We start from the raw sequence: 22,579 nt of genomic DNA, 5'->3' as shown, positions 1-22,579 counted from the left end.
TCGCGCCCCACAAGTTCCCGATCACCGGAAACCCGAACCGTCGGCAGGTCCGGGGCCTCAGTCCCACGACCCCTGCGCCGTCGGCAGCTGGGCCACCTCCGCCAGGTCCTGGGCCGTCAGGCGCAGGTCCGCCGCGGCGGCGTTCTGCGTGACCCAGCGTTCCTGCTTGGCGCCCGGTACGGGGACCACGTGCCGCCCCTGGGCCAGCACCCACGCCAGCGCGACGTGGGCCGGGGTGACGGCCCCGCCGTGCCGGGACGCGATCCGGCGCAAGCCCGCCACGATCGGCTGGTTCGCGGCCATCATCTCGGCCGTGAAGCGCGGGTGCCGGGCCCGTACGTCGTCCGCCTCGAAGCCCTCGCCGGGGGTCAGGGTCCCGGTCAGGAAACCGTTGCCGAGCGGCATCGCGGCGAGGAAGCCGACGCCGCGCGCCTCGCACCACGGCAGCAGCGCCTCGAGCGCCTCCGGCGACCACACCGACAGCTCCGCCTCCACCGCGCTCACCGGGAAGACCTGCTGCACCCGCTCCAGCTGCCGGACCGTCGCGTCGTGCAGCCGCGCCCCCGGCCGCCGCGCCGACCGCGCGCCCACCGCGCACAACCCCAGCGCCCGTACCTTTCCGGCCTGGACGAGCTCCGCCATCGCCCCCCAGGTCTCCTCGACGGGAACCTCCGGGTCCGCGCGGTGCAGCTGGTACAGGTCGATGACGTCCGTCTGGAGCCGGCGCAGGGACGCGTCACAGGCCCGCTTGACGTACCCGGGACGGCCGTTGGCCACGATGTGCTGGTCGCCCACGAGCAGACCCACCTTCGTCGACACGAAGGCGTCGGCCCGCCGTTCCTTCAACACCCGCCCCAGCAACAGCTCGTTGGTGAACGGGCCGTACATGTCGGCCGTGTCCAGCAGCGTCGAGCCCAGATCGAGCGCCCGGTGCACCGCCCTGAGCGACTCCTCGCCGCGCTGCCGTGACGTGCTGTACGCCCAGCTCATCGGCATGCACCCGAGTCCGACGGCCCCCACCGCGAGTGCCGCCGCCCCGATCGTCCTGCGCTCCACCTGGTCGTGACCCTCCCTCTTCGGCCACCCCAACCTAACCTCTGCCGTCACACGCTCCTGACATAGCCTCCGAAGCATGACTGCTGACGTATGGCTGCCCATCCCGCCGGACGAGATCGAGGGGCTCCCTGAGGGGCCCGGCTACCGCTTCTGGGACGGTGCCGAGGACTTTCCCGCCGACCCGGCCGACTGCGCCTTCTACGCCGTCCCCTACATGAAGCCCAGCCCGCTGTGCGTACGCCCCCTGCCGGACATGACCTCGGTCCGGGTCGTGCAGACGCTGTCGGCCGGTATCGACCATGTGGAGCCGGGGCTGCGGCACCTGTCCGCGGGGGTGCGGCTGTGCAACGCGCGCGGGGTGCACGAGGCCAGCACCGCGGAGCTCACGCTCGGCCTGATCCTGGCGTCGCTGCGCGGCATCCCGGACTTCGTCCGGGCGCAGGACAGGGGGGAGTGGCTCGGCGGGTTCCGGCCCGCGCTGGCCGACAAGAACGTCCTCATCGTGGGGTACGGATCGATCGGCGCCGCGATCGAGGACCGGCTCGTGCCGTTCGAGGTGGCGCGGGTGGCGCGCGTCGCGCGCTCGGAGCGCACCACGGCGCGCGGTCCGGTGCACCCGCTCACCGAACTGCCCTCCCTGCTTCCGGAAGCGGACGTCGTCATCGTCTCCACCCCGCTCACCGAGACCACCCGCGGTCTGGTGGGGGCCGACTTCCTGGCGCGGATGAAGGACGGAGCGCTCCTCGTGAACGTAGCCCGGGGGCCCGTCGTCGACACGAAGTCCCTGCTCGCAGAGGTGGAGAGCGGCCGCATCACCGCGGCCCTGGACGTCACCGACCCCGAACCGCTGCCCGCGGAACACCCCTTGTGGCGTGCGCCCGGCGTGCTCATCAGCCCGCACGTCGGCGGGCCCACATCCGCCTTCCTGCCGCGCGCCAAGCGGCTTCTGGTGGACCAATTGAGGCGTTTCGTGAACCGGGAGCCGCTGCGGAACGTGATCCTGACGACGGGCGCGACAAGCACCTAATCCACTTCGAGTACCGTCCGCGATCCTTCGGAAGCGGTGGGTACTCGCATATCAGCCGACCGTCACGGAGAGTAGAGAACCTATGTCCCTGAGTGACGAGACTGGTGTATCGTCCCGACAGGGGCTGCGCCGCGCACCGTTCGGCGCCGGGGATGGAGCACTTCGGACTGTGAGGGGGGCGACGGGCGATGCACGGCCTATGGACGAGCGATCCGACGCGGCGGAGCCGCGGGCTGCGACCCTGGTGGACGGCCGCGCGCAGACGCGGTCACCACGGCGGCCATCACACCCATCGCAGCGGCCACCACGGCAACCACAGTCATCACCACGGGCACGGCAGCCGCAGGCGGCATGCCCACCCAGCGCACCGGGACCCGCGGGGCCCGGGAGCGGCGCGGAGCGGGAGGCCCCGGTGAGCGCGCCCTCCCCCACCCCCACCCTCGACGGAGCGCTGCGGGCGCAGGCCTCCCCGGGGACGCCGCTGTCCCGTCCGCCGGCCCCCGGCCCCCGGCCGGGGCCGGCCCTCCAGCTCCTCCTGGCCCTGGTCTGCGCGGCCTACGGCGTCGGTTCCGCGCTCGGCTGGGGCTCGCAGCAGCTGGCGCTGATCATGGGCGACTTCGGGCTGAGCGCGGCGGCGGGCGCCGCCGCCGTGTCCTGTGTCCTCTACGCCCGTAACCGTCGGACCCGTTTTCGATCCGCCTGGCTGCTGTTCGGCCTCTCCTCGGCGATGGCGGCCCTGGGCAACCTGGTCTGGGGGTGGTACGAGGTCGTTCTCGGCCAGCCCGTGCCCAGTCCCAGCTACGCCGACCTGTTCTTCCTGTGCTTCCCGCCGCCCGCCATCGTGGGACTGCTGGTGCTCGCCAAGCGGCCGGTGACCAAGGCGGGCTGGGTCTGCCTCGGGCTCGACGCCTGGCTGATCGGCGGCTCGCTGCTCACCCTGGCGTGGAGCCTCGCGCTCGCCCAGGCCGCGAAGTCGGAAGGGCCGAGCGTGGCGCACACCGCGCTGTCGCTGGCGTACCCACTGCTCGACATCGCCCTGGTCAGCATGGGACTGGCGCTGCACTTCAGGCGCTCGGCGGTGAACCGCTCCGCCGTCAACACCGCCATCGGCGCCCTCGCGCTGACCGTGATGTGCGACGCTCTGTTCACCTCTCCGCTCATGCACGACAGTTACCGTTCCGGCCAGCTCCTCGACGCGGGCTGGTTCGCCGGTTCGGTGCTCCTGGCGTACGCGCCGTGGGCCGCGCCCCGCGGCGGGCAGCCGGACGCGGAACGCCACGGCGGCGACCGGCAGAGCTCGGCGGGGCACACGCGCGTGGTGCACGAGCACGTGCCCGGGCAGCGCAGCGGACCGCACCACCCGCCCGTGCCGGACGGTGAGCAGGGCCGTTATCCGGCCGCCCGGCCCATCGCCGGCTCCCTGGCCGCGCTGACGCCGTACCTCGCGGCCGCCGTGTGCACGCTGGGGATCCTCTACAACGTCCTCAACGGCCGCAGCGTGGACCGCGTCGTACTGATCACGGGCGGCACGGTGGTGCTCGCCCTGGTCGTACGGCAGGGCATCATGCTGCTCGACAACATCACCCTCACTCAGGAACTGGCGCAGAAGGAGAACCACTTCCGCTCCCTGGTGCAGGGCTCCAGCGACGTCATCATGATCGCCGCACCCAACGGCATCCTCCGCTACGTCTCCCCGGCCGCCGCCGGTGTCTACGGCCGCCCCGCGGAGGAGCTGGTGGGGACGGAACTGGCCCACCTCATCCACCCGGAGGACCTGGGCTGCGTCGTGCACGAGGTGCGCCGTTTCCTCGCCGCCGACCCCGCCGAGGAACCCACCACGCGCATCGAGTGCCGCTTCCGGTCCGGCGACGGCGGCTGGCTGAACGTCGAGTCCACCGTCAACCGCCACCACGGCGGCCTCATCTTCAACAGCCGGGACGTGACCGAACGGGTGCGGCTGCAGGCGCAGTTGCAGCACAACGCCGAGCACGACCCGCTCACCGACCTGCCCAACCGCGCCCTGTTCACCAAGCGCGTCCAGCAGGCGCTCTCCGGCCGCCGTGCCTCCGACCGGGGCCTCGCCCTGCGCAACACGGCCGTGCTCTTCATCGATCTGGACGGCTTCAAGGCCGTCAACGACACGATCGGGCACCAGGCCGGGGACGAACTGCTCGTCCAGGCCGCCCGCAGACTCCAGGACGCGGTCCGGCAGGGCGACACCGCCTCCCGGCTGGGCGGCGACGAGTTCGCGGCGCTGATCGTTGGGGACAACACCCGGGACCGCGCCGCCCGTGAACGGCACATCGTGGAACTCGCCGACCGCCTCAGGGTGACCCTGTCGCAGCCGTACCTCATCGACGGCAACGATGTCCGTGTCAACGCCTCCATCGGCGTGGCCTTCGCCGAGCCGGGCCTCGGCGCGGGTGAGCTGCTGCGCAACGCCGACCTCGCCATGTACCGCGCCAAGGCGGGCGGCAAGGGCCGCGTCGAGCTGTACAAGCCGCAGATGCAGCAGGACGTCGTACGCAAGGCGGAGCTGGCCACGCGACTGCGTACCGCGCTGCACGACGGCGAGTTCACGCTGCTGCACCAGCCGGTGGTGCGCCTGGCGGACGGCCGGATCACGTCGGTGCACGCGCAGGCGCGCTGGCGCTCCTCGCAAGGGGTGCTCTTCACCCCCGCGGAGTTCCTGCGGGTGTCCGAGGACAGCGACAAGACCGCCGAACTGGGGCGGTGGATGCTCCAGGAGGCCGTCGAGCAGGCCGCCGAGCGGCACGCGACGGGCCTGCCCGTGCCCGTGACGGTCCGCACCAGCGCCCGCCGGCTGCTGGACCGGTCGATGCCGCTCGGCTCGATCGAGGCACTGCTCACCCGGCACGGCCTGCCGTCCGGGGCACTGATCATCGAACTGTCCGACGTCGACCCCCAGGTCGGCCTCGACGAGCTGGAGCGCCGCCTGAACGCCCTCAAGAGGGTCGGCGTCCGTATCGCGCTCGACGGGTTCGGCAGCGGCTGCGCGGCGATCACGGCCCTGAGAAGGCTGCCCGTCGACGTACTGAAACTCGACCGCAGCCTGGTCGAGAGCGTCGTCGAGTCCGCGCGCCTGCACAAGATCACCAGCGGGCTGCTGCGCATCGCCGCCGACCTCGGACTGCAGTCCGTGGCCGACGGGGTGGACCTGCCGGAGCAGGTCGTCGCCCTGCGCGCGATGGGCTGCACGCACGGGCAGGGCATGGCGTTCTCCGGGCCGGTCGACGAGTACCGGCTGCGCCGGGCGCTCGCTGCCGGTCACTGCCCGGTGCCGCACGGGCCCGCCACGCCCGCGTTCGCGGGTGGCGCCTCGCCGAGGGTGTACACCACGGGTGTCTCCGCGGTCCTCGGCGGTGGCACGACCCTGCGTTCACATAATGAGACCCCTGTCCCACCCACTTGACAGTGAGTGCGTGCCGGGGGGAGGGTCAGTGCCATGCGCACCCGAATTCTCGTACTTGGAAAGCGCGTCGGCTGACGCTGAGCCACGACCGCTCAGCGACCCCACCCGGCGCGCTCCCCTCGCTTGCCTTACGGCACGAGGGGTTTTTTGTTGCACAGGCAGCAGCCGCACTTCGCCCAAACTTCGCAAAAACCCTCAGCATCGAGAAGAGAATGCCGATGACCGAGCAGGCCACCGGGGCCCATCACCCGCAGCCGCGGCCCCGATCCTCAGGACAGCACTCCGCCTCCGAGCACGTCACGGGCGCGCAGTCCCTCATCCGCTCTCTCGAGGAGGTCGGCGCCGACACGGTATTCGGCATTCCCGGCGGTGCGATCCTTCCGGCCTACGACCCGCTGATGGACTCGACCCGGGTGCGCCACGTCCTGGTCCGCCACGAGCAGGGCGCCGGCCACGCGGCCACCGGCTACGCGCAGGCCACCGGCAAGGTCGGCGTCTGCATGGCGACGTCCGGCCCCGGCGCGACGAACCTCGTCACCCCGATCGCGGACGCCCACATGGACTCCGTGCCGCTGGTCGCGATCACCGGTCAGGTCGCCTCCAAGGCGATCGGCACGGACGCCTTCCAGGAGGCGGACATCGTCGGCATCACCATGCCGATCACCAAGCACAACTTCCTGGTCACCAAGGCCGAGGACATCCCACGGGTGATCGCGCAGGCGTTCCACATCGCCTCCACCGGCCGCCCGGGCCCGGTCCTGGTCGACATCGCCAAGGACGCCCTCCAGGCGCAGACCACCTTCTCCTGGCCGCCCACCATGGACCTGCCCGGCTACCGCCCGGTGACCAAGCCGCACGCCAAGCAGATCCGCGAGGCCGCCAAGCTGATCACCCAGGCGAAGCGCCCCGTCCTGTACGTCGGCGGCGGTGTCCTCAAGGCCCGCGCGACCGCCGAGCTGAAGGTCCTCGCCGAGCTGACCGGCGCGCCCGTCACCACCACCTTGATGGCGCTCGGCGCGTTCCCCGACACCCACCCGCAGCACCTGGGCATGCCGGGCATGCACGGCTCGGTGGCCGCCGTCACCGGACTGCAGAAGGCCGACCTGATCGTCGCCCTCGGCGCCCGCTTCGACGACCGCGTCACCGGCAAGCTGGACAGCTTCGCCCCGTACGCCAAGATCGTCCACGCCGACATCGACCCGGCGGAGATCGGCAAGAACCGCGCCGCCGACGTGCCGATCGTCGGAGACGCCCGCGAAGTCATCGCCGACCTGATCCAGGCCGTCCAGAAGGAGCACAGCGAGGGCCACCAGGGCGACTACACCGCCTGGTGGAACGACCTCAACCGCTGGCGCGAGACCTACCCGCTCGGCTACGACCAGCCCGAGGACGGCTCGCTCTCCCCGCAGCAGGTCATCGAGCGGATCGGGCAGCTCGCTCCGGAGGGCACGATCTTCGCGGCAGGCGTCGGTCAGCACCAGATGTGGGCCGCGCACTTCATCGAGTACGACAAGCCCGCCACCTGGCTGAACTCCGGCGGCGCGGGGACGATGGGCTACGCGGTCCCGGCCGCGATGGGCGCCAAGGCCGGCGCGCCGGACCGCACGGTCTGGGCGATCGACGGCGACGGCTGCTTCCAGATGACCAACCAGGAGCTCACCACCTGCGCCCTGAACAACATCCCCATCAAGGTCGCCGTCATCAACAACGGCGCCCTCGGGATGGTCCGCCAGTGGCAGACCCTGTTCTACAACCAGCGCTACTCCAACACCGTGCTGCACTCCGGGCCGGACGACGTCAACCCGCAGGCCCGCGGCACCCGCGTCCCCGACTTCGTCAAGCTGTCGGAGGCGATGGGCTGCTACGCCATCCGCTGCGAGGACCCGGCCGACCTCGACAAGGTCATCGAGGAGGCGAACTCCATCAACGACCGCCCGGTCGTCGTCGACTTCGTCGTCCACGAGGACGCGATGGTCTGGCCGATGGTCGCCGCCGGCACCTCCAACGACGAGATCATGGCCGCCCGGGACGTCCGCCCCGACTTCGGCGACAACGAAGACGACTGAGAGCCGTAGGTAAAGGAAGCAGATCATGTCCAAGCACACGCTCTCCGTCCTGGTGGAGAACACGCCGGGCATCCTGGCCCGCATCGCCGCGCTGTTCTCCCGCCGCGGCTTCAACATCGACTCGCTCGCCGTCGGTGTCACCGAGCACCCCGACATCTCCCGCATCACCATCGTGGTGAACGTCGAGGACCTGCCGCTGGAGCAGGTGACCAAGCAGCTCAACAAGCTCGTCAACGTGCTCAAGATCGTCGAGCTGGACCCATCGCAGGCCGTGCAGCGCGAACTCGTTCTGGTGAAGGTGCGCGCCGACAACGAGACGCGCTCCCAGATCGTCGAGATCGTCCAGCTGTTCCGCGCCAAGACCGTGGACGTCTCCCCGGAGGCCGTCACCATCGAGGCCACCGGCAGCAGCGACAAGCTGTCCGCGATGCTCAAGATGCTGGAACCGTACGGCATCAAGGAGCTCGTGCAGTCCGGCACGATCGCGATCGGCCGCGGCGCCCGCTCGATCACGGACCGGTCGCTGCGCGCCCTGGACCGGTCGGCGTAAGCCCCCGAACGGGCGGCCGGTCCACGTCCGGCCGCCCGTATTCCGAGACCATCGGACTTCCCGTCCGCCCCCCGTCATACGGTGGGACGCAACACCTGCACTCCCGAGGAGAGAACCCAAAGTGGCCGAGCTGTTCTACGACGCCGACGCCGACCTGTCCATCATCCAGGGCCGCAAGGTCGCGGTCATCGGGTACGGCAGCCAGGGCCACGCCCACGCGCTGTCGCTCCGTGACTCGGGTGTCGACGTGCGCGTCGGTCTGCACGAGGGCTCCAAGTCCAAGGCCAAGGCCGAGGAGCAGGGCCTGCGCGTGGTGACGCCGTCGGAGGCCGCCGCCGAGGCCGACGTCATCATGATCCTCGTCCCGGACCCGATCCAGGCCCAGGTCTACGAGGAGCACATCGCCCCGAACCTGAACGACGGCGACGCCCTGTTCTTCGGCCACGGCTTCAACATCCGCTTCGGCTTCATCAAGCCCCCGGCCGGCGTGGACGTCTGCATGGTCGCCCCGAAGGGCCCGGGCCACCTGGTGCGCCGCCAGTACGAGGAGGGCCGCGGCGTTCCGTGCATCGCCGCCGTCGAGCAGGACGCCACCGGCAACGCCTTCGCGCTGGCCCTGTCGTACGCCAAGGGCATCGGCGGCACCCGCGCCGGCGTCATCAAGACGACCTTCACCGAGGAGACCGAGACCGACCTGTTCGGTGAGCAGGCCGTCCTCTGCGGTGGTACGGCCGCGCTGGTCAAGGCCGGCTTCGAGACGCTCACCGAGGCGGGCTACCAGCCGGAGATCGCCTACTTCGAGTGCCTGCACGAGCTGAAGCTGATCGTGGACCTGATGTACGAGGGCGGCCTGGAGAAGATGCGCTGGTCGATCTCCGAGACCGCCGAGTGGGGCGACTACGTCACCGGCCCGCGCATCATCACCGACGCCACCAAGGCCGAGATGAAGAAGGTCCTCGCCGAGATCCAGGACGGCTCGTTCGCCCAGAACTGGATGGACGAGTACCACGGCGGTCTGAAGAAGTACAACGAGTACAAGCAGCAGGACTCCGAGCACCTGCTGGAGACCACCGGCAAGGAGCTGCGCAAGCTCATGAGCTGGGTCAACGAGGAGGCGTAAGCCGACTGCCCGAGGGGCCGGAGCAGCTCGCTCCGGCCCCTTCGGCGAACCCCGGGTAACGTCGTAGGAGGGCGTTGTCCATCCCGTCCAGCCACGGACGGGTGATCCTTCCGTAGCGGCGTAAGACGACGCCCTCGGCGCCACTACACTGCTGCACTAATACGCGTCAGGCCCACAGCGTCGTGCGTCTTCCACGCGGCTAGCACCCCTCCACCGCCTGCGGCCGTCGGGACGGCCGTCCGCAGCATTGGACTTGTGAGGACTCACGTGAGCTCGTACCCCAGTCACAAACCCGTGGTACTCATCGCTGAAGAGCTGTCGCCCGCCACCGTCGACGCACTCGGGCCGGACTTCGAGATCCGCCACTGCAACGGCGCGGACCGGGCCGAACTGCTCCCGGCCATCGCCGACGTGGACGCGATCCTGATCCGCTCGGCCACCAAGGTCGACGCCGAGGCGATCGCCGCCGCGAACAAGCTCAAGGTCGTCGCACGAGCCGGCGTCGGCCTGGACAACGTGGACGTCTCCGCCGCCACCAAGGCCGGCGTGATGGTCGTCAACGCCCCGACCTCGAACATCGTGACCGCTGCCGAGCTCGCCTGTGGTCTGATCCTCGCCACGGCCCGCAACATCCCGCAGGCCAACGCGGCGCTGAAGAACGGCGAGTGGAAGCGCAGCAAGTACACGGGCGTCGAGCTGGCCGAGAAGACCCTGGGCGTCGTGGGTCTGGGCCGGATCGGCGCCCTCGTCGCGCAGCGCATGTCGGCCTTCGGCATGAAGGTCGTCGCCTACGACCCCTATGTGCAGCCCGCCCGGGCCGCGCAGATGGGCGTGAAGGTGCTGTCGCTCGACGAGCTGCTGGAGGTCTCCGACTTCATCACCGTGCACCTGCCGAAGACCCCCGAGACGCTGGGTCTGATCGGTGAGGAGGCGCTGCGCAAGGTCAAGCCGAGCGTGCGCGTCATCAACGCCGCGCGCGGCGGCATCGTCGACGAGGAGGCGCTGTACTCCGCCCTCAAGGAGGGCCGGGTCGCCGGTGCCGGTCTCGACGTGTACGCCAAGGAGCCGTGCACGGACTCGCCGCTGTTCGAGTTCGACCAGGTCGTGTGCACCCCGCACCTCGGCGCCTCGACCGACGAGGCGCAGGAGAAGGCCGGTATCGCCGTCGCCCGGTCGGTGCGGCTCGCGCTCGCCGGTGAGCTGGTCCCGGACGCCGTGAACGTCCAGGGCGGTGTCATCGCCGAGGACGTCAAGCCGGGCCTGCCGCTCGCCGAGCGCCTGGGCCGGATCTTCACCGCGCTCGCCGGTGAGGTCGCGGTCCGCCTCGACGTCGAGGTGTACGGCGAGATCACCCAGCACGACGTGAAGGTGCTGGAACTGTCCGCCCTCAAGGGTGTCTTCGAGGACGTCGTCGACGAGACGGTGAGTTACGTCAACGCCCCGCTGTTCGCCCAGGAGCGCGGTGTCGAGGTGCGGCTGACCACCAGCTCCGAGTCGCCCGACCACCGCAACGTGGTCACCGTGCGCGGCACCCTCGCGGACGGCGAGGAGGTGTCGGTGTCCGGCACGCTGGCCGGCCCGAAGCACCTGCAGAAGATCGTCGCGGTCGGCGACTACGACGTCGACCTGGCGCTCGCCGACCACATGCTGGTGCTGAAGTACGAGGACCGGCCGGGTGTCGTCGGCGCCGTCGGCCGCATCCTCGGCGAGTCGGGCATCAACATCGCCGGGATGCAGGTGTCGCGGGCGGTGGCCGGTGGCGAGGCGCTGGCGGTGCTCACGGTCGACGACACGGTGCCGCAGAACGTGCTGTCCGAGGTCGCCGCGGAGATCGGGGCGACGTCGGCCCGGTCGGTGAACCTGGTCTGAGGCCGCGCGCGCAGGGCCGGGTGGGCGGAGCGACCTCCGCCCACCCGGCCTGTGTCATACCAGCGCCTTGTCGGGCTCCTGCTCCTCGGCCGCCTCCCGCGTCCGGACACGGCGCAGACTCACCGCCGCCAGCACCGACGCCCCCGCCAGCAGCACCGCTCCCGCGACCGCCGCCGTGTGCATTCCGCTGGTGAACGCCTCCCGGGCCGCAGCCGCCAGGGCCTCGCCCGCGCGGCCCGGCAGCCGCCCGGCGACCGCCAGCGCGCCGCCCAGTGTCTCCCGTGCCGCCTCCGGGGCCGACCCCGGCATCTCGTGGCGGTAGACCGCCGTCCCGATGGAGCCGAGGAACGCCATGCTCAGCGCCCCGCCGAACTCCGTGCCGGTCTCCAGCAGGGACGAGGCCGCACCCGCCTTCTCCACCGGTGCGCTGCTCATGACCAGGTCGGCCAGCTGGGACATGACGGCGACGATCCCGCAGGCCAGGACGGCGCAGGCGGCCAGCAGCAGCCAGAGGGAGTCCGTGCCGGTCAGGGACAGCATGACGTAGCCGCCCGTGGTGACCGCGAAGCCGCCGGCCACCACGTACCCGCGGGGCACGCCCCGCTGCACGAGTTGCGCCGAGAGCGGGCCGGCGAGGCCGATGGGCACCGACGGCAGCAGGCTCCACAGCGCGGCCTCCAGGGGACTCTTGTCGAGGACCGACTGGATGTACTGGGTCGTGAAGTAGGCCGAGCCCATCATGCCGAAGGCGGCGGCCAGGTTGAGGAGGACGGCCGGGCCGAAGCCGGGGCCGCGGAAGAGCGCCGGTGAGATCAGCGGGGCGGCCGTCGCGCGCTGACGGTGGACGAAGAGCGCGGCGAAGAGGACGCCGACCGTCACCGACACCGTGTACCGGACGTTCCAGCCCTCCGTCGCGGTCTCCTTCAGGCCGTAGATCACGGGCAGGACGGCCGCCATCGACAGCGGGACGCTCAGCCAGTCGAAACGCCCGGGAGCCGGGTTCCTCGCCTCGGGCAGCAGCACGGGGCCGAGGACCAGCAGCAGGGCCATCGCGGGCAGGTTGACCAGGAAGACCGAGCCCCACCAGAAGTGCTCCACCAGCACGCCGCTCATCACCGAGCCGAGCGCGATGCCGGCCGTCATGACCCCGGACCACAGGCCGATGGCCTTCGCGCGCTGGCCCGGGTCGGTGAACATCGTGCGGACCAGCGCCATGGTCGACGGCATCAGGGTCGCGCCGCCGATGCCGAGGACCGCGCGGGCGGCGATCAGGGTTTCGGCGCTGGTCGCGTACGCGGCGGTGGCCGAGGCCGCGCCGAAGGCGGCGGCCCCGATCAGCAGCAGGCGGCGGCGGCCGATGCGGTCCCCGAGCGAGCCCATGGTCATCAGCAGACCCGCCAGGACGAAGCCGTAGATGTCGAAGATCCACAGCTGCTGGGTGCCGGTCGGCTCGAGGTCCGCGCTGATCTCGGGAATCGCGAAGTAGAGGACGGAGACGTCCATGGAGACCAGCAGCAGCGGAAGCATCAGGACGCCGAGCGCGGTCCATTCGCGGCGGCCGGCCCGGGCGGGCGGGGTGGCGCTTGTCGGGTTCGTCGTCATGCCGGAGACAGTACGAGCGTCTTAAACGCTTGTCTAGTACGAGCGTATAAATCGCTCGTCTAGGACGGTCGTATGGAGCGCGGGTAGAGTCTGCGCATGGGACATCGTGAGGATCTGCTCGAAGGGGCCAAGCGCTGTCTGCTGGCCAAAGGCTTCGCGCGGACGACGGCGCGCGACATCGTCAAGGAGTCGGGGACCAATCTGGCGTCGATCGGCTACCACTACGGCTCGAAGGACGCGCTGCTGGCGCAGGCGTACGTCGCGCTGGTCGAGGGGATGGGCGACGCCTTTGAGGGGGACGGAACGGCGCAGAGCGCCACCCCGCCCGGCTCGGTCGAGCGGTTCCAGGAGGTCTGGGGGAACATCATCGGCACGCTGGGGGACCCCATGTGGCGTCTGAGCGTGGAGATCCTGGTGATGGGCGACCAACTGCCCGAGGTGCGCGACCACTTGGCCCGGGCCCAGCGCGAGGCCGGGCGCGGTCTGGTTCCGCTGCTGATGGGCGGCCGGGAGGAGGACGTCTCCGACGCGACCGCCGACACCCTCGGCGCGTTCTACGTGACCTTGATGACGGGCCTCATCGCGCAGTGGACCTTCGACCCCAACAGCGCGCCCGGCGCGGACCGGCTCACCGAAGGGCTGCGTCAGGTGATCGAGGCCGCCACTCGGAGGTGACGCGCCCCTCGCGCATCTCGACCACCCGGTCCGCGAAGTGCCCTACGAGCGCCCGGTCGTGACAGATGAACAGGTAGCCGAGGCCGAGGTCGTCCTGGAGGTCGGCGAGTAGGTTGAGCACGCCGGCCCGGACCGACGGGTCGAGGGAGGAGACCGGTTCGTCCAGGACGAGCAGGCGCGGATCCGACGCCAGCGCCCGGGCGATTCCGGCGCGCTGGCACTGGCCGCCAGAGAGCTCGTGCGGACGGCGGTCGCCGTACGACGGGTCCAGGCCGACCCGGTCGAGGAGTTCGGCGACACGGGCCGGGCCGTCGGCTGGGTCCCAGCGGCCCTGCACCTTCAGCGGTTCCGCCACGGCGTCGCGGATGCGGTGGCGGGGGCTGAGGGAGCCGTACGGGTCCTGGAAGACGGGCTGCATGCGCGGGCGCAGCGGGCGCAGCTCGCGCTCGGTGAGCGCCGTCAACTCCCGGCCCTCGAAGCGGACTCGCCCCGCCTCCGGCCGGCGCAGCAGGAGCACCGCCGAGGCGGTGGAGGACTTTCCGCAGCCGGACGGGCCGTTCAGGGCGAGCGTCTCACCGGCCGCCAGGGTGAACGAGACGTGGTCCACGGCGGTGACCTCGCCGTAGCGGACGACGAGGTCGCGGACGTCGAGCAGGGGATCGGTCATGCGGGCTGCCGCTCCTGAAGGAACAACTGGGTGGCCGGATGAGGCAGTTCCTCCCAGCGGTGGCACGCCACCAGCCGTCCGTCGGCCTGCCGCGGCTCCGGTTCCGTCCGGTGGCAGGTGTCCACGGCCAGCGGGCAGCGCCGGGCGAACGCGCAGCCCTGCGGGACGGCACCCGGCGCGGGCGGGGTGCCGCGCAGGGCGGGCAGACGGCGGCCGGCGGAGGCGTGCTGCGGGAGGGAGGCGAGCAGGCCCGCCGTGTAGGGGGCCCGGGGGCGGCCCAGCACCCGCTCCACGGGGCCGAGTTCGGTGAGGCGCCCGGCGTACATGACCAGCACACGGTCCGCGTGGTTTCGTACGGCGTCCATGTCGTGCGTGACCAGGACCAGTGCCGCGCCGACCGCCTCGCGCCGCTCGGCGAGGACCCGAAGCACCTGGTCGCGGCGCTCCTCGTCCAGCGCGGTGGTGGGTTCGTCGGCGACGACGATCTCCGGCTCGTTGATCGTGGCCATGGCGATCACCGCCCGCTGCCGCATGCCGCCGGAGTACTCGTGCGGATACGCCCGCGCCTTGCGGGCCGCGTCCGGGATGCCGACACGATCCAGGGCCGCGACCGCCCGGGCCCGGGCCTCGGCGCGGGAGACGCCCGCCACCGACCGTACGGCCGCGGCGAGTTGGTCGCCCACCGGGTGCACGGGGGAGAGGGCGGACAGGGCGTCCTGGGGGACGAGGGAGATCCGGCGGCCGCGGTGGGCCGAGAGGTCGGGCCGGATCGTCCCGCTCGTGGCCGCGCCCCGCGGCAGCATGCCGAGCAGAGCCCGGGCCGTGAGGGACTTGCCCGCGCCGGACTCGCCGACGATCGCGAGCGCCTCACGCGGGCGGACGTCGAAGGACAGACCGCGCACGGCTTCGGCTCCGTCGAAGGCGATGCGCAGGTCGCGCACCGACAGCAGTGCCTCAGACTCCAACGAGGGCCTCCTTCTTCGTGACGCGCACGGCCTTGCGCCCCTGGGCGAACGTCGCGCCCGACACCGCCAGACCGGCCAGCAGGGCCAGCGCCACCGCCGGGGCAAGGGCGGCCCACGGAGCGCGCTCGACATAGGCGCGGGACTCGTCGAGGAGCAGACCCCACTCGGGGGCGGGCGGCTGGGCGCCCAGGCCCAGGAAGCCCAGGGACGCCAGGGCCAGCGCGATGCCGGGCAGGCGCAGCAGGGCGTGGCGGGCCACCGGCGCGGCCACGGACGGCAGGACGTGCCGGGTGAGGATCCACGACGGGCTCGCGCCGATGGCCCGTTGGGCGGTCAGGAACGCCGACGCCCGCACCTCCTGCACCAGCGCCGCCGCGTGCGCGGCCAGCGGCGGCCAGGAGATCAGCGCCACCGCGAGGGCCGCGCCGCCGGTGCCGGGCCCGGCCGCCGCAGCGACCAGGATGCCCACGATCACCGGGGGCAGTGCGTTGGCGATGTCCGCGGCGCCCGCCGCGACGCCCGGCAGGAAACCCAGCGCCAGGCCGACCAGCAGGCTGAGCAGACAGACGGCAACGGCCGTACCGACCGTCGAGGCCGCGCCGTGTCCGAGCCGGGCGAGCACGTCCCGGCCGAGGCCGTCGGTGCCGAGCGGATGCGCCCAGGAGGGCGGGGCGAGCCGGGCCGTGGTGTTCACGGTGTACGGGTCGCGCACAAGGCCCCAGCCGATGGTCACGAGGAGGGTCGTGAACAAGGCCAGCGGGATCGCCGGGTGGGCGCGGACCGGGCGGACCGGCGGCAGCGCGAGCCCGGCGTCGCGCAGGGCCGGACCCAGCAGCCGGCGCCGGACCAGCGCGGCCAGGGCGCCGGCCACCAGGCCCAGCGCGAGCAGCGCGAGCACCGAGCCCTGCAGCAGCGGCAGGTCCTGCGACTTGGCGGCGCCGAGCGCCGTACGCCCGATGCCGGGCACGGCGAACACGGTCTCCACCGCGACCGCGCCGCCCGTCAGCCCGACGGCGGCCATCCCGAACTGCGGGACCGGGCGGCAGAACGCGGCGCAGGGCGGCTGCCGAGACCCGCGTACGGCTGACTCCGGCGCCCCGCCACAGCTCCACCCACCGCTCGTCCAGCACGGCGGGCAGCGCGTCCGCGACCAGTCGGCCGAGCAGGCCGCCCGCGGGGACGGCCAGGGCGACGGCGGGCAGCACCATGTTCTGCGGCCCCGCCCAGCCGGACGTCGGCAGCCATCCCAGCCACACCCCGAAGGCCAGCAGCACCACGGTGGCCAGCAGGAACTCCGGTACGGCGGCCAGCATCGCGGCGAACGCCCCGGTCGTGGCCCGTCCCCGCACCAGCACGGGCGCCACCAGCGCGCACGCCAGCAGCACCGCCACGCCGAACGCGGCGCCCATCAGCGCCAGCGACACCTGGAGCCCGGAGACCACCGAGGGCAGGACGTCGGTCCCCGACACCCACGAGGTGCCGAGGTCGCCGCGCAGCACGCCGGAGGCCCAGTTCCCCAGCAGGGACAGCGGTCCCGCGTCGAGACCGAGGTCCCGGCGTACGGAGTCCAGGGCCTCCCGGGTCGGTTCCTGCTCGGCGGAGCGGGCCCGCAGCACGGTCAGCGCCGGGTCCCGGCCGGAGAGCCAGGGCAGCAGGCCGACGGCGGCCAGGACGGCGACCAGGCAGAGGAGGCGGGTCGGCCCGGCCGCGCCGGCCGGCCGGCGTACGCGGGCCCTCACTTGACGTAGGTGGCCGCCGTGACCAGCTCCCGCTCGCGCGGGTCGTGGGCGGCGCCGACCACGCCGGCGGCGTCACCCTGGATCACGCGCTCGTGGAGCATCGGGACGGCGGCGTCGGTGGCCAGCACGGCCGCCTCGGCGGCGATGACCGCCGCACGGCGCGTGTCACCGGTCCGTGTCTCGCCGGCCTTCTTCAGTGCCTTGTCCACGGTGGCGTTGGCGAGCTGGGAGATGTTGAAGGAGCCGTCGGAGGCGAAGTCGCTGTAGAGGTAGGCGGCCGGGTCGCCGGAGTCCAGGACGGTGGCGCGGGAGAGGATGAACGCGTCGAACGCGCCGGACAGGGCGTCGGCCTCGATGTTGGCGTACTCGCGGATGTCCAGCTTCACCTCGAACCCGGCCTTCTGGAGCTGCTGCTGGAGCGCGGCGGCGACCTCGGGCAGTTCGGCGCGGTCGGTGAAGGTGCCGATGGTGATGGTCTTCCCGGCCGGGTCGGCGGCCGAGGTCTTGCGCCGTACCGGCTCGCGCAGCCCGGCCGCCCACGGGAGCGCCGGCCCGAGCAGCCCCTCGGCGACGTCGGCGCGGCCCTCGTACACGCCCTTGACGATCGACTCGGCGTCGATCGCCTCACGGGCCGCCGCCCGCAGCGCGGGGTCCTTGAAGACGCCCTTCTCGGTGTTGAGGTAGAGGGTGTTGGTGCGCGGCATGGGGACCTCGGTGATGAGGTCCTGGTCGAGCACGGCGGCCTGCGACACCGGCACCGCCTCGACGATGTCGGCCTCGCCGCTGCGCAGGGCGGCGGCGCGGGCGGTGCCGTCCGGCACGAACCGCACGTCGATGCCGGGGGCCTTGGCCTTCGTGCCCCAGTAGTCGTCGTAGCGGTCGAGGCCGGCCGAGGAGGTGCCGTTGACCTTCGTCAGCTCGAACGGGCCGGTGCCGGCGCCGACCGGATCGACGGTCTTCCCCCGGTAGGCCTTGGGGGCCAGGATCGACAGCTGCGGGGAGCTCAGCCGCTGCGGGACCAGGGGGTCCTCGGCGGCGGTGGTCACGGTGACCTTGTCGCCGTCGGCCTTCGCGGTCAGGTCCACGCCGTCGAGGATGCGGGGCTTGGGGGAGGCGGCGGCGGCCTTGGTGAGGGAGTTGACGACGGCCTCGGCGGTGAGTTCGGTGCCGTCGTGGAAGGTGACGCCGTCGCGCAGGGTGAAGGTCCAGCTCTTGCCGGACTGCCTCCACTCGGTGGCGAGCGCGGGCTGCGCGTCGCCCTCTGCGTCCAGCTTGACCAGGGTCTCGGCGGTCGACCAGCGGGACAGTTTGAACGCGTCGTCGGAGAGCGGGGACAGGCCGGAACGCGGGGGCTGCATCATCGCGACCCGGATGCGCCGGCCCTCCCCGGAGGCGGAGTCGCCGTCCGAACCGGAGGCGGAGAAGCAGCCGGTGAGCAGGGCGGAGGCCGCGGTGACCGCGGCGAGGGGGACGAGTCGGGCGGGGAGGCGCACGGGACACTCCGGTCAAGGCGTGGTCAAAGGTTGAAGCCAGCATGACCGTAGCATGATGACAATCGTTTTCAGAAGTGCTGTCCGGATCACACCCGGTCCGTTCATGGACGGCCCGTCATGGCCGGACCCTCACCCGCCCCCTGACAGCCGCGCCCCCTTCAGCGCCATGTGCAGCAGCAGCCGGTCCTCCCCGTCGTCCAGGTCCAGGCCCGTCAGCTTCTCGACGCGGGAGAGGCGGTAGTACAACGTCTGGCGGTGGATGCCCAGTTCGGCGGCGGTACGGCCGGCCTGCCCGGCGCAGTCCAGGAACACCTCGGCGGTGCGGGCCAGTTCGCGGTGGGCGGGGGAGAGCAGGGGGCGTACGGCGGGGTCGTGGGCGGCTTCCGGGGGCAGCGCCGTGAGCAGGCGGAAGGGGCCGATCGACGCCCACTCGGCGACCGGCCCGAAGCGGGGTTCGGCGAGCGCGGCGCGGGCCGCGGCCGACGCCTCCCGCCAGGCCGTGCCGAGCTCCGCGAGACCGGTGCGCGCAGCGGCGATCCCCGCGGCCGCGGTGGCACCTTGCGCGGCTGCGGTACTCGCGGGGGATGCGCCGGTACGCGCGCGTGGTGCGGCGGATGTCGCGGGTGGCGCGGCGGTGCTCCCGCCGGCCGTGGCGGCGTGTCCGCCGGACGGGCCCGCGTTCCCCGCGGACCGGGCGGCCGTGGTGGCCGGGCCCGCCGGGATGCCGGTGCCGGCCCGCTCCAGCAGCCGCGAAGCCGCCGAGACCGCCGGGGCCGGGGCGGACGCCGACCGCAGCCGCAGCAGCAGCGCCAGGCACTGGCCCGTCGTGCCCCACGGCATCGTGCACAGCGCCGTGGCCCCCGGCACCGCACGGACCGACGGGGCGTCGTCGGGGTCGGCCGAGGGCCAGGGGGCCACGCACACCACCGTGTGGAGGCCCTCGGCGCGCGGGCCCAGCGCCGTGCGCAGCTCGGCGATCGCCATGTCCCGCTGCCAGTCGCGATCCGCCGTGAGGACCGCCCGCAGCTCCCTGCTGAGGTCCGCACCGTGCTGGGCCTCGTCGGCCAGCAGCGCGCCGATCCGGGCCGTGACCCGCATGGCGGCGTCCAGCTGCCGCTCGCTCGGCCCCGGGTCGTCGTCCAGCAGCCAGACGTAGCCGAGGACGACACCCCGATGACGTACCGGGAGGCAGACGCGGCCCCGGTACACCCCGGCCTCCTGCGACGGAGGGATGCGGACCGGGCCGGTGGCCCGGGTGATGCCGAAGCCCTCGAACCAGGCGCGGACGGCCGGCGTCGAGCGCCGGGTGAGGATCGAGCGGGTGCGCACCGGGTCCAGCGCCGACGGATCGAGGTCGCCCTCGCTGTCGTACGCGCCGAAGGCGATCAGCTCGAAGTCGCGGTTCTCCAGCGTCGCCGGCGCGCCGAGCAGCTCCGAGATCTCGTCCACCAGCTCCTGGTAGTCACCCCTGTGGTCCGACGTCACCCCGGCATTGTCACCCATGCGCCGACCGCCGTCATACATCTGTCTGAGATCCGCGGCACGGATGCGTGACAGCTGTCGATGGCCGACGATCGGAGGGATCCTTAGGTTTCACGGTGGTTCTCCGTGCCGTACCCGGACCGTCACCGTCCGGGTGTCGGCCTTCTGGTGCTTGTCTTCTGGAGGTGCCCCGTGCTGGGTCCCGTGATTCTCGCCGCGTCGCGCAGCGACCGGATGCGACGTCTGATCTCGGCGGCCCCGGGGACCCGGCAGGTCGTCGACCGCTTCATCCCCGGTGAGACGGTCGACGAGGTCCTGCCGATCATCCAGGAGCTCACCGACCGGGGCCTGGAGCTGACGATGGACGTCGTCGGCGAGGACATCACCACTCCCGAGCAGGCCGTCGCCGCCCGCGACGCCTACCTGGAGCTGATCGACCGGCTGAAGCCGCTGGACCTCGGCACCCGCGCCGAGATGTCGGTGAAGCTGTCGATGTTCGGGCAGGCGCTGCCCGGCGGCCACGAGCTGGCCCTGGCCAACGTCCGCCCGGTCGTCGAGGCCGCCGCGGAGATCGGCACCACGGTCACCCTGGACGCCGAGGACCACACCACCCTCGACTCGATGTTCGCCATCCACGAGGACCTGCGGGAGGAGTTCCCGCAGACCGGCTGCGTCATCCAGGCCTACCTGTTCCGCACGGAGGCCGACGCCCGCCGCCTCGCCGCGAACGGCAGCCGGGTCCGGCTGGTCAAGGGCGCCTACAAGGAGCCCGCCTCCGTCGCCCACCAGGACAAGCACGAGACCGACCGGGCATACGTCCGGGTCCTGCGGACGTTGATGCAGGGAGAGGGGTACCCGATGATCGGGTCCCACGACCCGCGCCTGATCTCCATCGCCCAGGAGCTCGCCCACCGCGCCGGGCGAAAGCCCGACGAGTACGAGTTCCAGATGCTGTACGGCATCCGCACCGACGAGCAGCTGCGGCTGGCCGCCGAGGGCCACCGCGTCCGCGTGTACACCGCCTACGGCACCGACTGGTACGGCTACTTCATGCGCCGTCTCGCGGAGAAGCCGGCGAACCTGCGCTTCTTCGCCCGCTCGATCGTCACCAAGGACTGAACCAAGGGCCGAGCCCGCAACACCGCTACTCAAGGAGTTACGGAAAACATGGACGCTGTGACCCAGGTCCCCACCCCCGTCAACGAGCCGGTGCACGGCTACGCCCCCGGCTCGCCCGAGCGGGCCCGGCTGGAGGCCAGGCTCAAGGAGCTGGCCGACAACCCGGTCGACCTGCCCTGCACGATCGGCGGCGAGAAGCGGATGGGCGGCGGCGAGGCGTTCGACGTCGTCCAGCCGCACAACCACCAGGCCGTGCTCGGCACGTACCGCAACGCCACCCGGCAGGACGCCCAGGACGCCGTCGACGCGGCTCTGGCCGCCGCGCCGGCCTGGCGCGCGCTGTCCTTCGACGACCGTGCGGCGATCTTCCTGCGCGCTGCCGAGCTGCTGTCCGGCCCGTGGCGCGAGACGCTGGCCGCCTCCACCATGCTCGGCCAGTCCAAGACCGCCCAGCAGGCCGAGATCGACACGCCCTGCGAGCTGATCGACTTCTGGCGCTTCAACGTCCACTACGCCCGCCAGATCCTGGCCGAGCAGCCCCCGGCCAACTCCCCGGGCGTCTGGAACCGCCTCGACCACCGCCCGCTGGAGGGCTTCGTCTACGCGATCACGCCGTTCAACTTCACCGCGATCGCCGGCAACCTGCCGACCGCGCCCGCGCTGATGGGCAACGTCGTGGTGTGGAAGCCCTCGCCGACGCAGACCCACGCGGCCGTGCTGCTCATGCGGCTGCTGGAGGAGGCCGGTCTGCCCAAGGGCGTCATCAACCTCCTCACCGGTGACGGCATCGAGGTCTCCGAGGTCGCCCTGCACCACCGCGACCTCGCCGGCATCCACTTCACCGGGTCGACCAGGACCTTCCAGTACCTGTGGAAGACGGTCGGCGCCAACATCGAGAAGTACCGCGCCTACCCGCGCCTGGTCGGCGAGACGGGTGGCAAGGACTTCGTGGTCGCGCACCCGAGCGCCGACCGGGCCGTGCTGAAGACGGCGCTGACCCGCGGTGCCTTCGAGTACCAGGGTCAGAAGTGCTCGGCGACCTCCCGGGCGTACATCCCCGCCTCGATCTGGAACTCCGGCTTCAAGGAGGAGTTCGCCGCCGAGGTCGACGGCATCGCGATGGGTGACGTCACCGACCTGTCGAACTTCATCGGCGCCGTCATCGACGAGCGCGCCTTCGCCAAGAACAAGGCCGCCATCGACCGGGCCAAGCAGGACCCGGCCTGCACGATCGTCGCGGGCGGCTCCTACGACGACTCGGTCGGCTGGTTCGTCCGCCCGACCGTCATCGAGTGCACCGACCCGGAGAACGAGGTGTTCCGCACCGAGTACTTCGGCCCGATCCTCGCCGTGCACGTCTACGAGGACGACAAGTACGACGAGATGCTGACCCAGATGGAGTCGGTCTCCGACTACGCCCTCACCGGCTCGGTCATCGCCAACGACCGCGCGGCCGCCGCCTACACGGCCGACAGGCTGCGGTACGCCGCCGGCAACTTCTACATCAACGACAAGTCGACCGGCGCCGTCGTCGGCCAGCAGCCCTTCGGCGGCGGCCGTGCCTCCGGCACCAACGACAAGGCCGGCGCCCCGCAGAACCTGCTGCGCTGGACCCTGACCCGCGCCATCAAGGAGACGCTGGTCCCGCCGACCGACTACACCTACCCGCACATGGGCTGAGCCCCAGGCGCGCACGACGGGCCGGGTCCTTCGACC

Annotated in this window: 15 protein-coding genes and 1 pseudogene; 9 read left to right on the top strand and 7 right to left on the bottom strand. The window is 72.0% G+C overall.

Annotation, left to right across the window (positions count from 1 at the left end; genetic code table 11):
* Positions 1 to 57: 57 nt before the first annotated feature.
* A complete protein-coding gene (locus tag ACFPZJ_RS34260; RefSeq protein ID WP_381029933.1) occupies positions 58 to 1,056 on the bottom strand; it encodes an aldo/keto reductase in 999 nt (332 codons plus the stop codon).
* A gap of 76 nt (positions 1,057 to 1,132) precedes the next feature.
* On the opposite strand from ACFPZJ_RS34260, the gene ACFPZJ_RS34255 reads away from it, so the two are divergent.
* From ACFPZJ_RS34255 to serA, 6 genes are all read left to right on the top strand, one after another.
* Entirely contained in the window at positions 1,133 to 2,083 is a 951-nt protein-coding gene (locus ACFPZJ_RS34255) for a 2-hydroxyacid dehydrogenase (protein WP_381029931.1), read from the top strand.
* Between the two features lie 412 nt (positions 2,084 to 2,495).
* The gene (locus tag ACFPZJ_RS34250; RefSeq protein ID WP_381029929.1) at positions 2,496 to 5,516 is read left to right on the top strand and encodes a putative bifunctional diguanylate cyclase/phosphodiesterase; all 3,021 of its coding nucleotides are present in this window, start codon (positions 2,496 to 2,498) and stop codon (positions 5,514 to 5,516) included.
* A gap of 218 nt (positions 5,517 to 5,734) precedes the next feature.
* Positions 5,735 to 7,582 carry an acetolactate synthase large subunit gene (locus tag ACFPZJ_RS34245; RefSeq protein ID WP_381029927.1) on the top strand — a complete coding sequence of 616 codons (1,848 nt, stop codon included), beginning with the start codon at positions 5,735 to 5,737 and terminating at the stop codon, positions 7,580 to 7,582.
* A gap of 25 nt (positions 7,583 to 7,607) precedes the next feature.
* Positions 7,608 to 8,132, top strand: coding sequence for an acetolactate synthase small subunit (gene ilvN / locus ACFPZJ_RS34240; protein ID WP_289940040.1), 525 nt, complete (start codon positions 7,608 to 7,610; stop codon positions 8,130 to 8,132).
* Between the two features lie 121 nt (positions 8,133 to 8,253).
* Positions 8,254 to 9,252 (top strand): ketol-acid reductoisomerase, encoded by a 999-nt coding sequence (ilvC, locus tag ACFPZJ_RS34235; protein WP_289940041.1) that lies wholly within the window; start codon positions 8,254 to 8,256, stop codon positions 9,250 to 9,252.
* Positions 9,253 to 9,519: 267 nt separating this feature from the next.
* Positions 9,520 to 11,121, top strand: coding sequence for a phosphoglycerate dehydrogenase (gene serA, locus ACFPZJ_RS34230; RefSeq protein WP_381029925.1), 1,602 nt, complete (start codon positions 9,520 to 9,522; stop codon positions 11,119 to 11,121).
* Positions 11,122 to 11,175: 54 nt separating this feature from the next.
* On the opposite strand, the gene ACFPZJ_RS34225 is transcribed toward serA, so the two are convergent.
* A complete protein-coding gene (locus tag ACFPZJ_RS34225) occupies positions 11,176 to 12,723 on the bottom strand; it encodes an MFS transporter (protein WP_381029922.1) in 1,548 nt (515 codons plus the stop codon).
* A gap of 96 nt (positions 12,724 to 12,819) precedes the next feature.
* Between ACFPZJ_RS34225 and ACFPZJ_RS34220 the strand changes: the two genes are divergently transcribed.
* Positions 12,820 to 13,398 carry a TetR/AcrR family transcriptional regulator gene (locus tag ACFPZJ_RS34220; RefSeq protein ID WP_381029920.1) on the top strand — a complete coding sequence of 193 codons (579 nt, stop codon included), beginning with the start codon at positions 12,820 to 12,822 and terminating at the stop codon, positions 13,396 to 13,398.
* Here ACFPZJ_RS34220 and ACFPZJ_RS34215 read toward each other — a convergent pair.
* The 5 genes and pseudogenes from ACFPZJ_RS34215 to ACFPZJ_RS34195 form a co-directional block, all read right to left on the bottom strand.
* Complete coding sequence (locus ACFPZJ_RS34215; RefSeq protein ID WP_381029917.1) at positions 13,352 to 14,065, bottom strand: ATP-binding cassette domain-containing protein; 714 nt, start codon at positions 14,063 to 14,065, stop codon at positions 13,352 to 13,354. The two genes, ACFPZJ_RS34220 and ACFPZJ_RS34215, sit on opposite strands and share 47 nt — an antisense overlap.
* Entirely contained in the window at positions 14,062 to 15,030 is a 969-nt protein-coding gene (locus ACFPZJ_RS34210) for an ABC transporter ATP-binding protein (protein ID WP_381029916.1), read from the bottom strand. The genes ACFPZJ_RS34215 and ACFPZJ_RS34210 overlap by 4 nt, the downstream gene beginning before the upstream one ends.
* A pseudogene (locus tag ACFPZJ_RS34205) lies at positions 15,020 to 16,769 on the bottom strand (ABC transporter permease subunit). Before ACFPZJ_RS34205 ends, ACFPZJ_RS34210 begins: the two are co-directional and overlap by 11 nt.
* A complete protein-coding gene (locus ACFPZJ_RS34200; RefSeq protein ID WP_381029913.1) occupies positions 16,766 to 18,262 on the bottom strand; it encodes an ABC transporter substrate-binding protein in 1,497 nt (498 codons plus the stop codon). The pseudogene ACFPZJ_RS34205 and the gene ACFPZJ_RS34200 overlap by 4 nt, the downstream one beginning before the upstream one ends.
* Before the next feature lie 129 nt (positions 18,263 to 18,391).
* Positions 18,392 to 19,747: a PucR family transcriptional regulator gene (locus ACFPZJ_RS34195; RefSeq protein ID WP_381029911.1), complete on the bottom strand. Its 1,356-nt coding sequence runs from the start codon at positions 19,745 to 19,747 to the stop codon at positions 18,392 to 18,394.
* Between the two features lie 189 nt (positions 19,748 to 19,936).
* Between ACFPZJ_RS34195 and ACFPZJ_RS34190 the strand changes: the two genes are divergently transcribed.
* Both ACFPZJ_RS34190 and pruA read left to right on the top strand, forming a co-directional pair.
* On the top strand, positions 19,937 to 20,863 hold the full coding sequence (locus ACFPZJ_RS34190) for a proline dehydrogenase family protein (protein ID WP_381029908.1): 927 nt from the start codon (positions 19,937 to 19,939) through the stop codon (positions 20,861 to 20,863).
* Between the two features lie 48 nt (positions 20,864 to 20,911).
* Positions 20,912 to 22,543: an L-glutamate gamma-semialdehyde dehydrogenase gene (gene pruA / locus ACFPZJ_RS34185; RefSeq protein WP_381029906.1), complete on the top strand. Its 1,632-nt coding sequence runs from the start codon at positions 20,912 to 20,914 to the stop codon at positions 22,541 to 22,543.
* Positions 22,544 to 22,579 lie beyond the last annotated feature (36 nt).

The sequence above is a fragment of the Streptomyces bullii genome (assembly GCF_042657145.1).
GTDB lineage: Bacteria > Actinomycetota > Actinomycetes > Streptomycetales > Streptomycetaceae > Streptomyces > Streptomyces bullii.
Note: the sequence above shows the minus strand (reverse complement) of the source record. Positions and strands in the feature narration are given on the sequence as shown.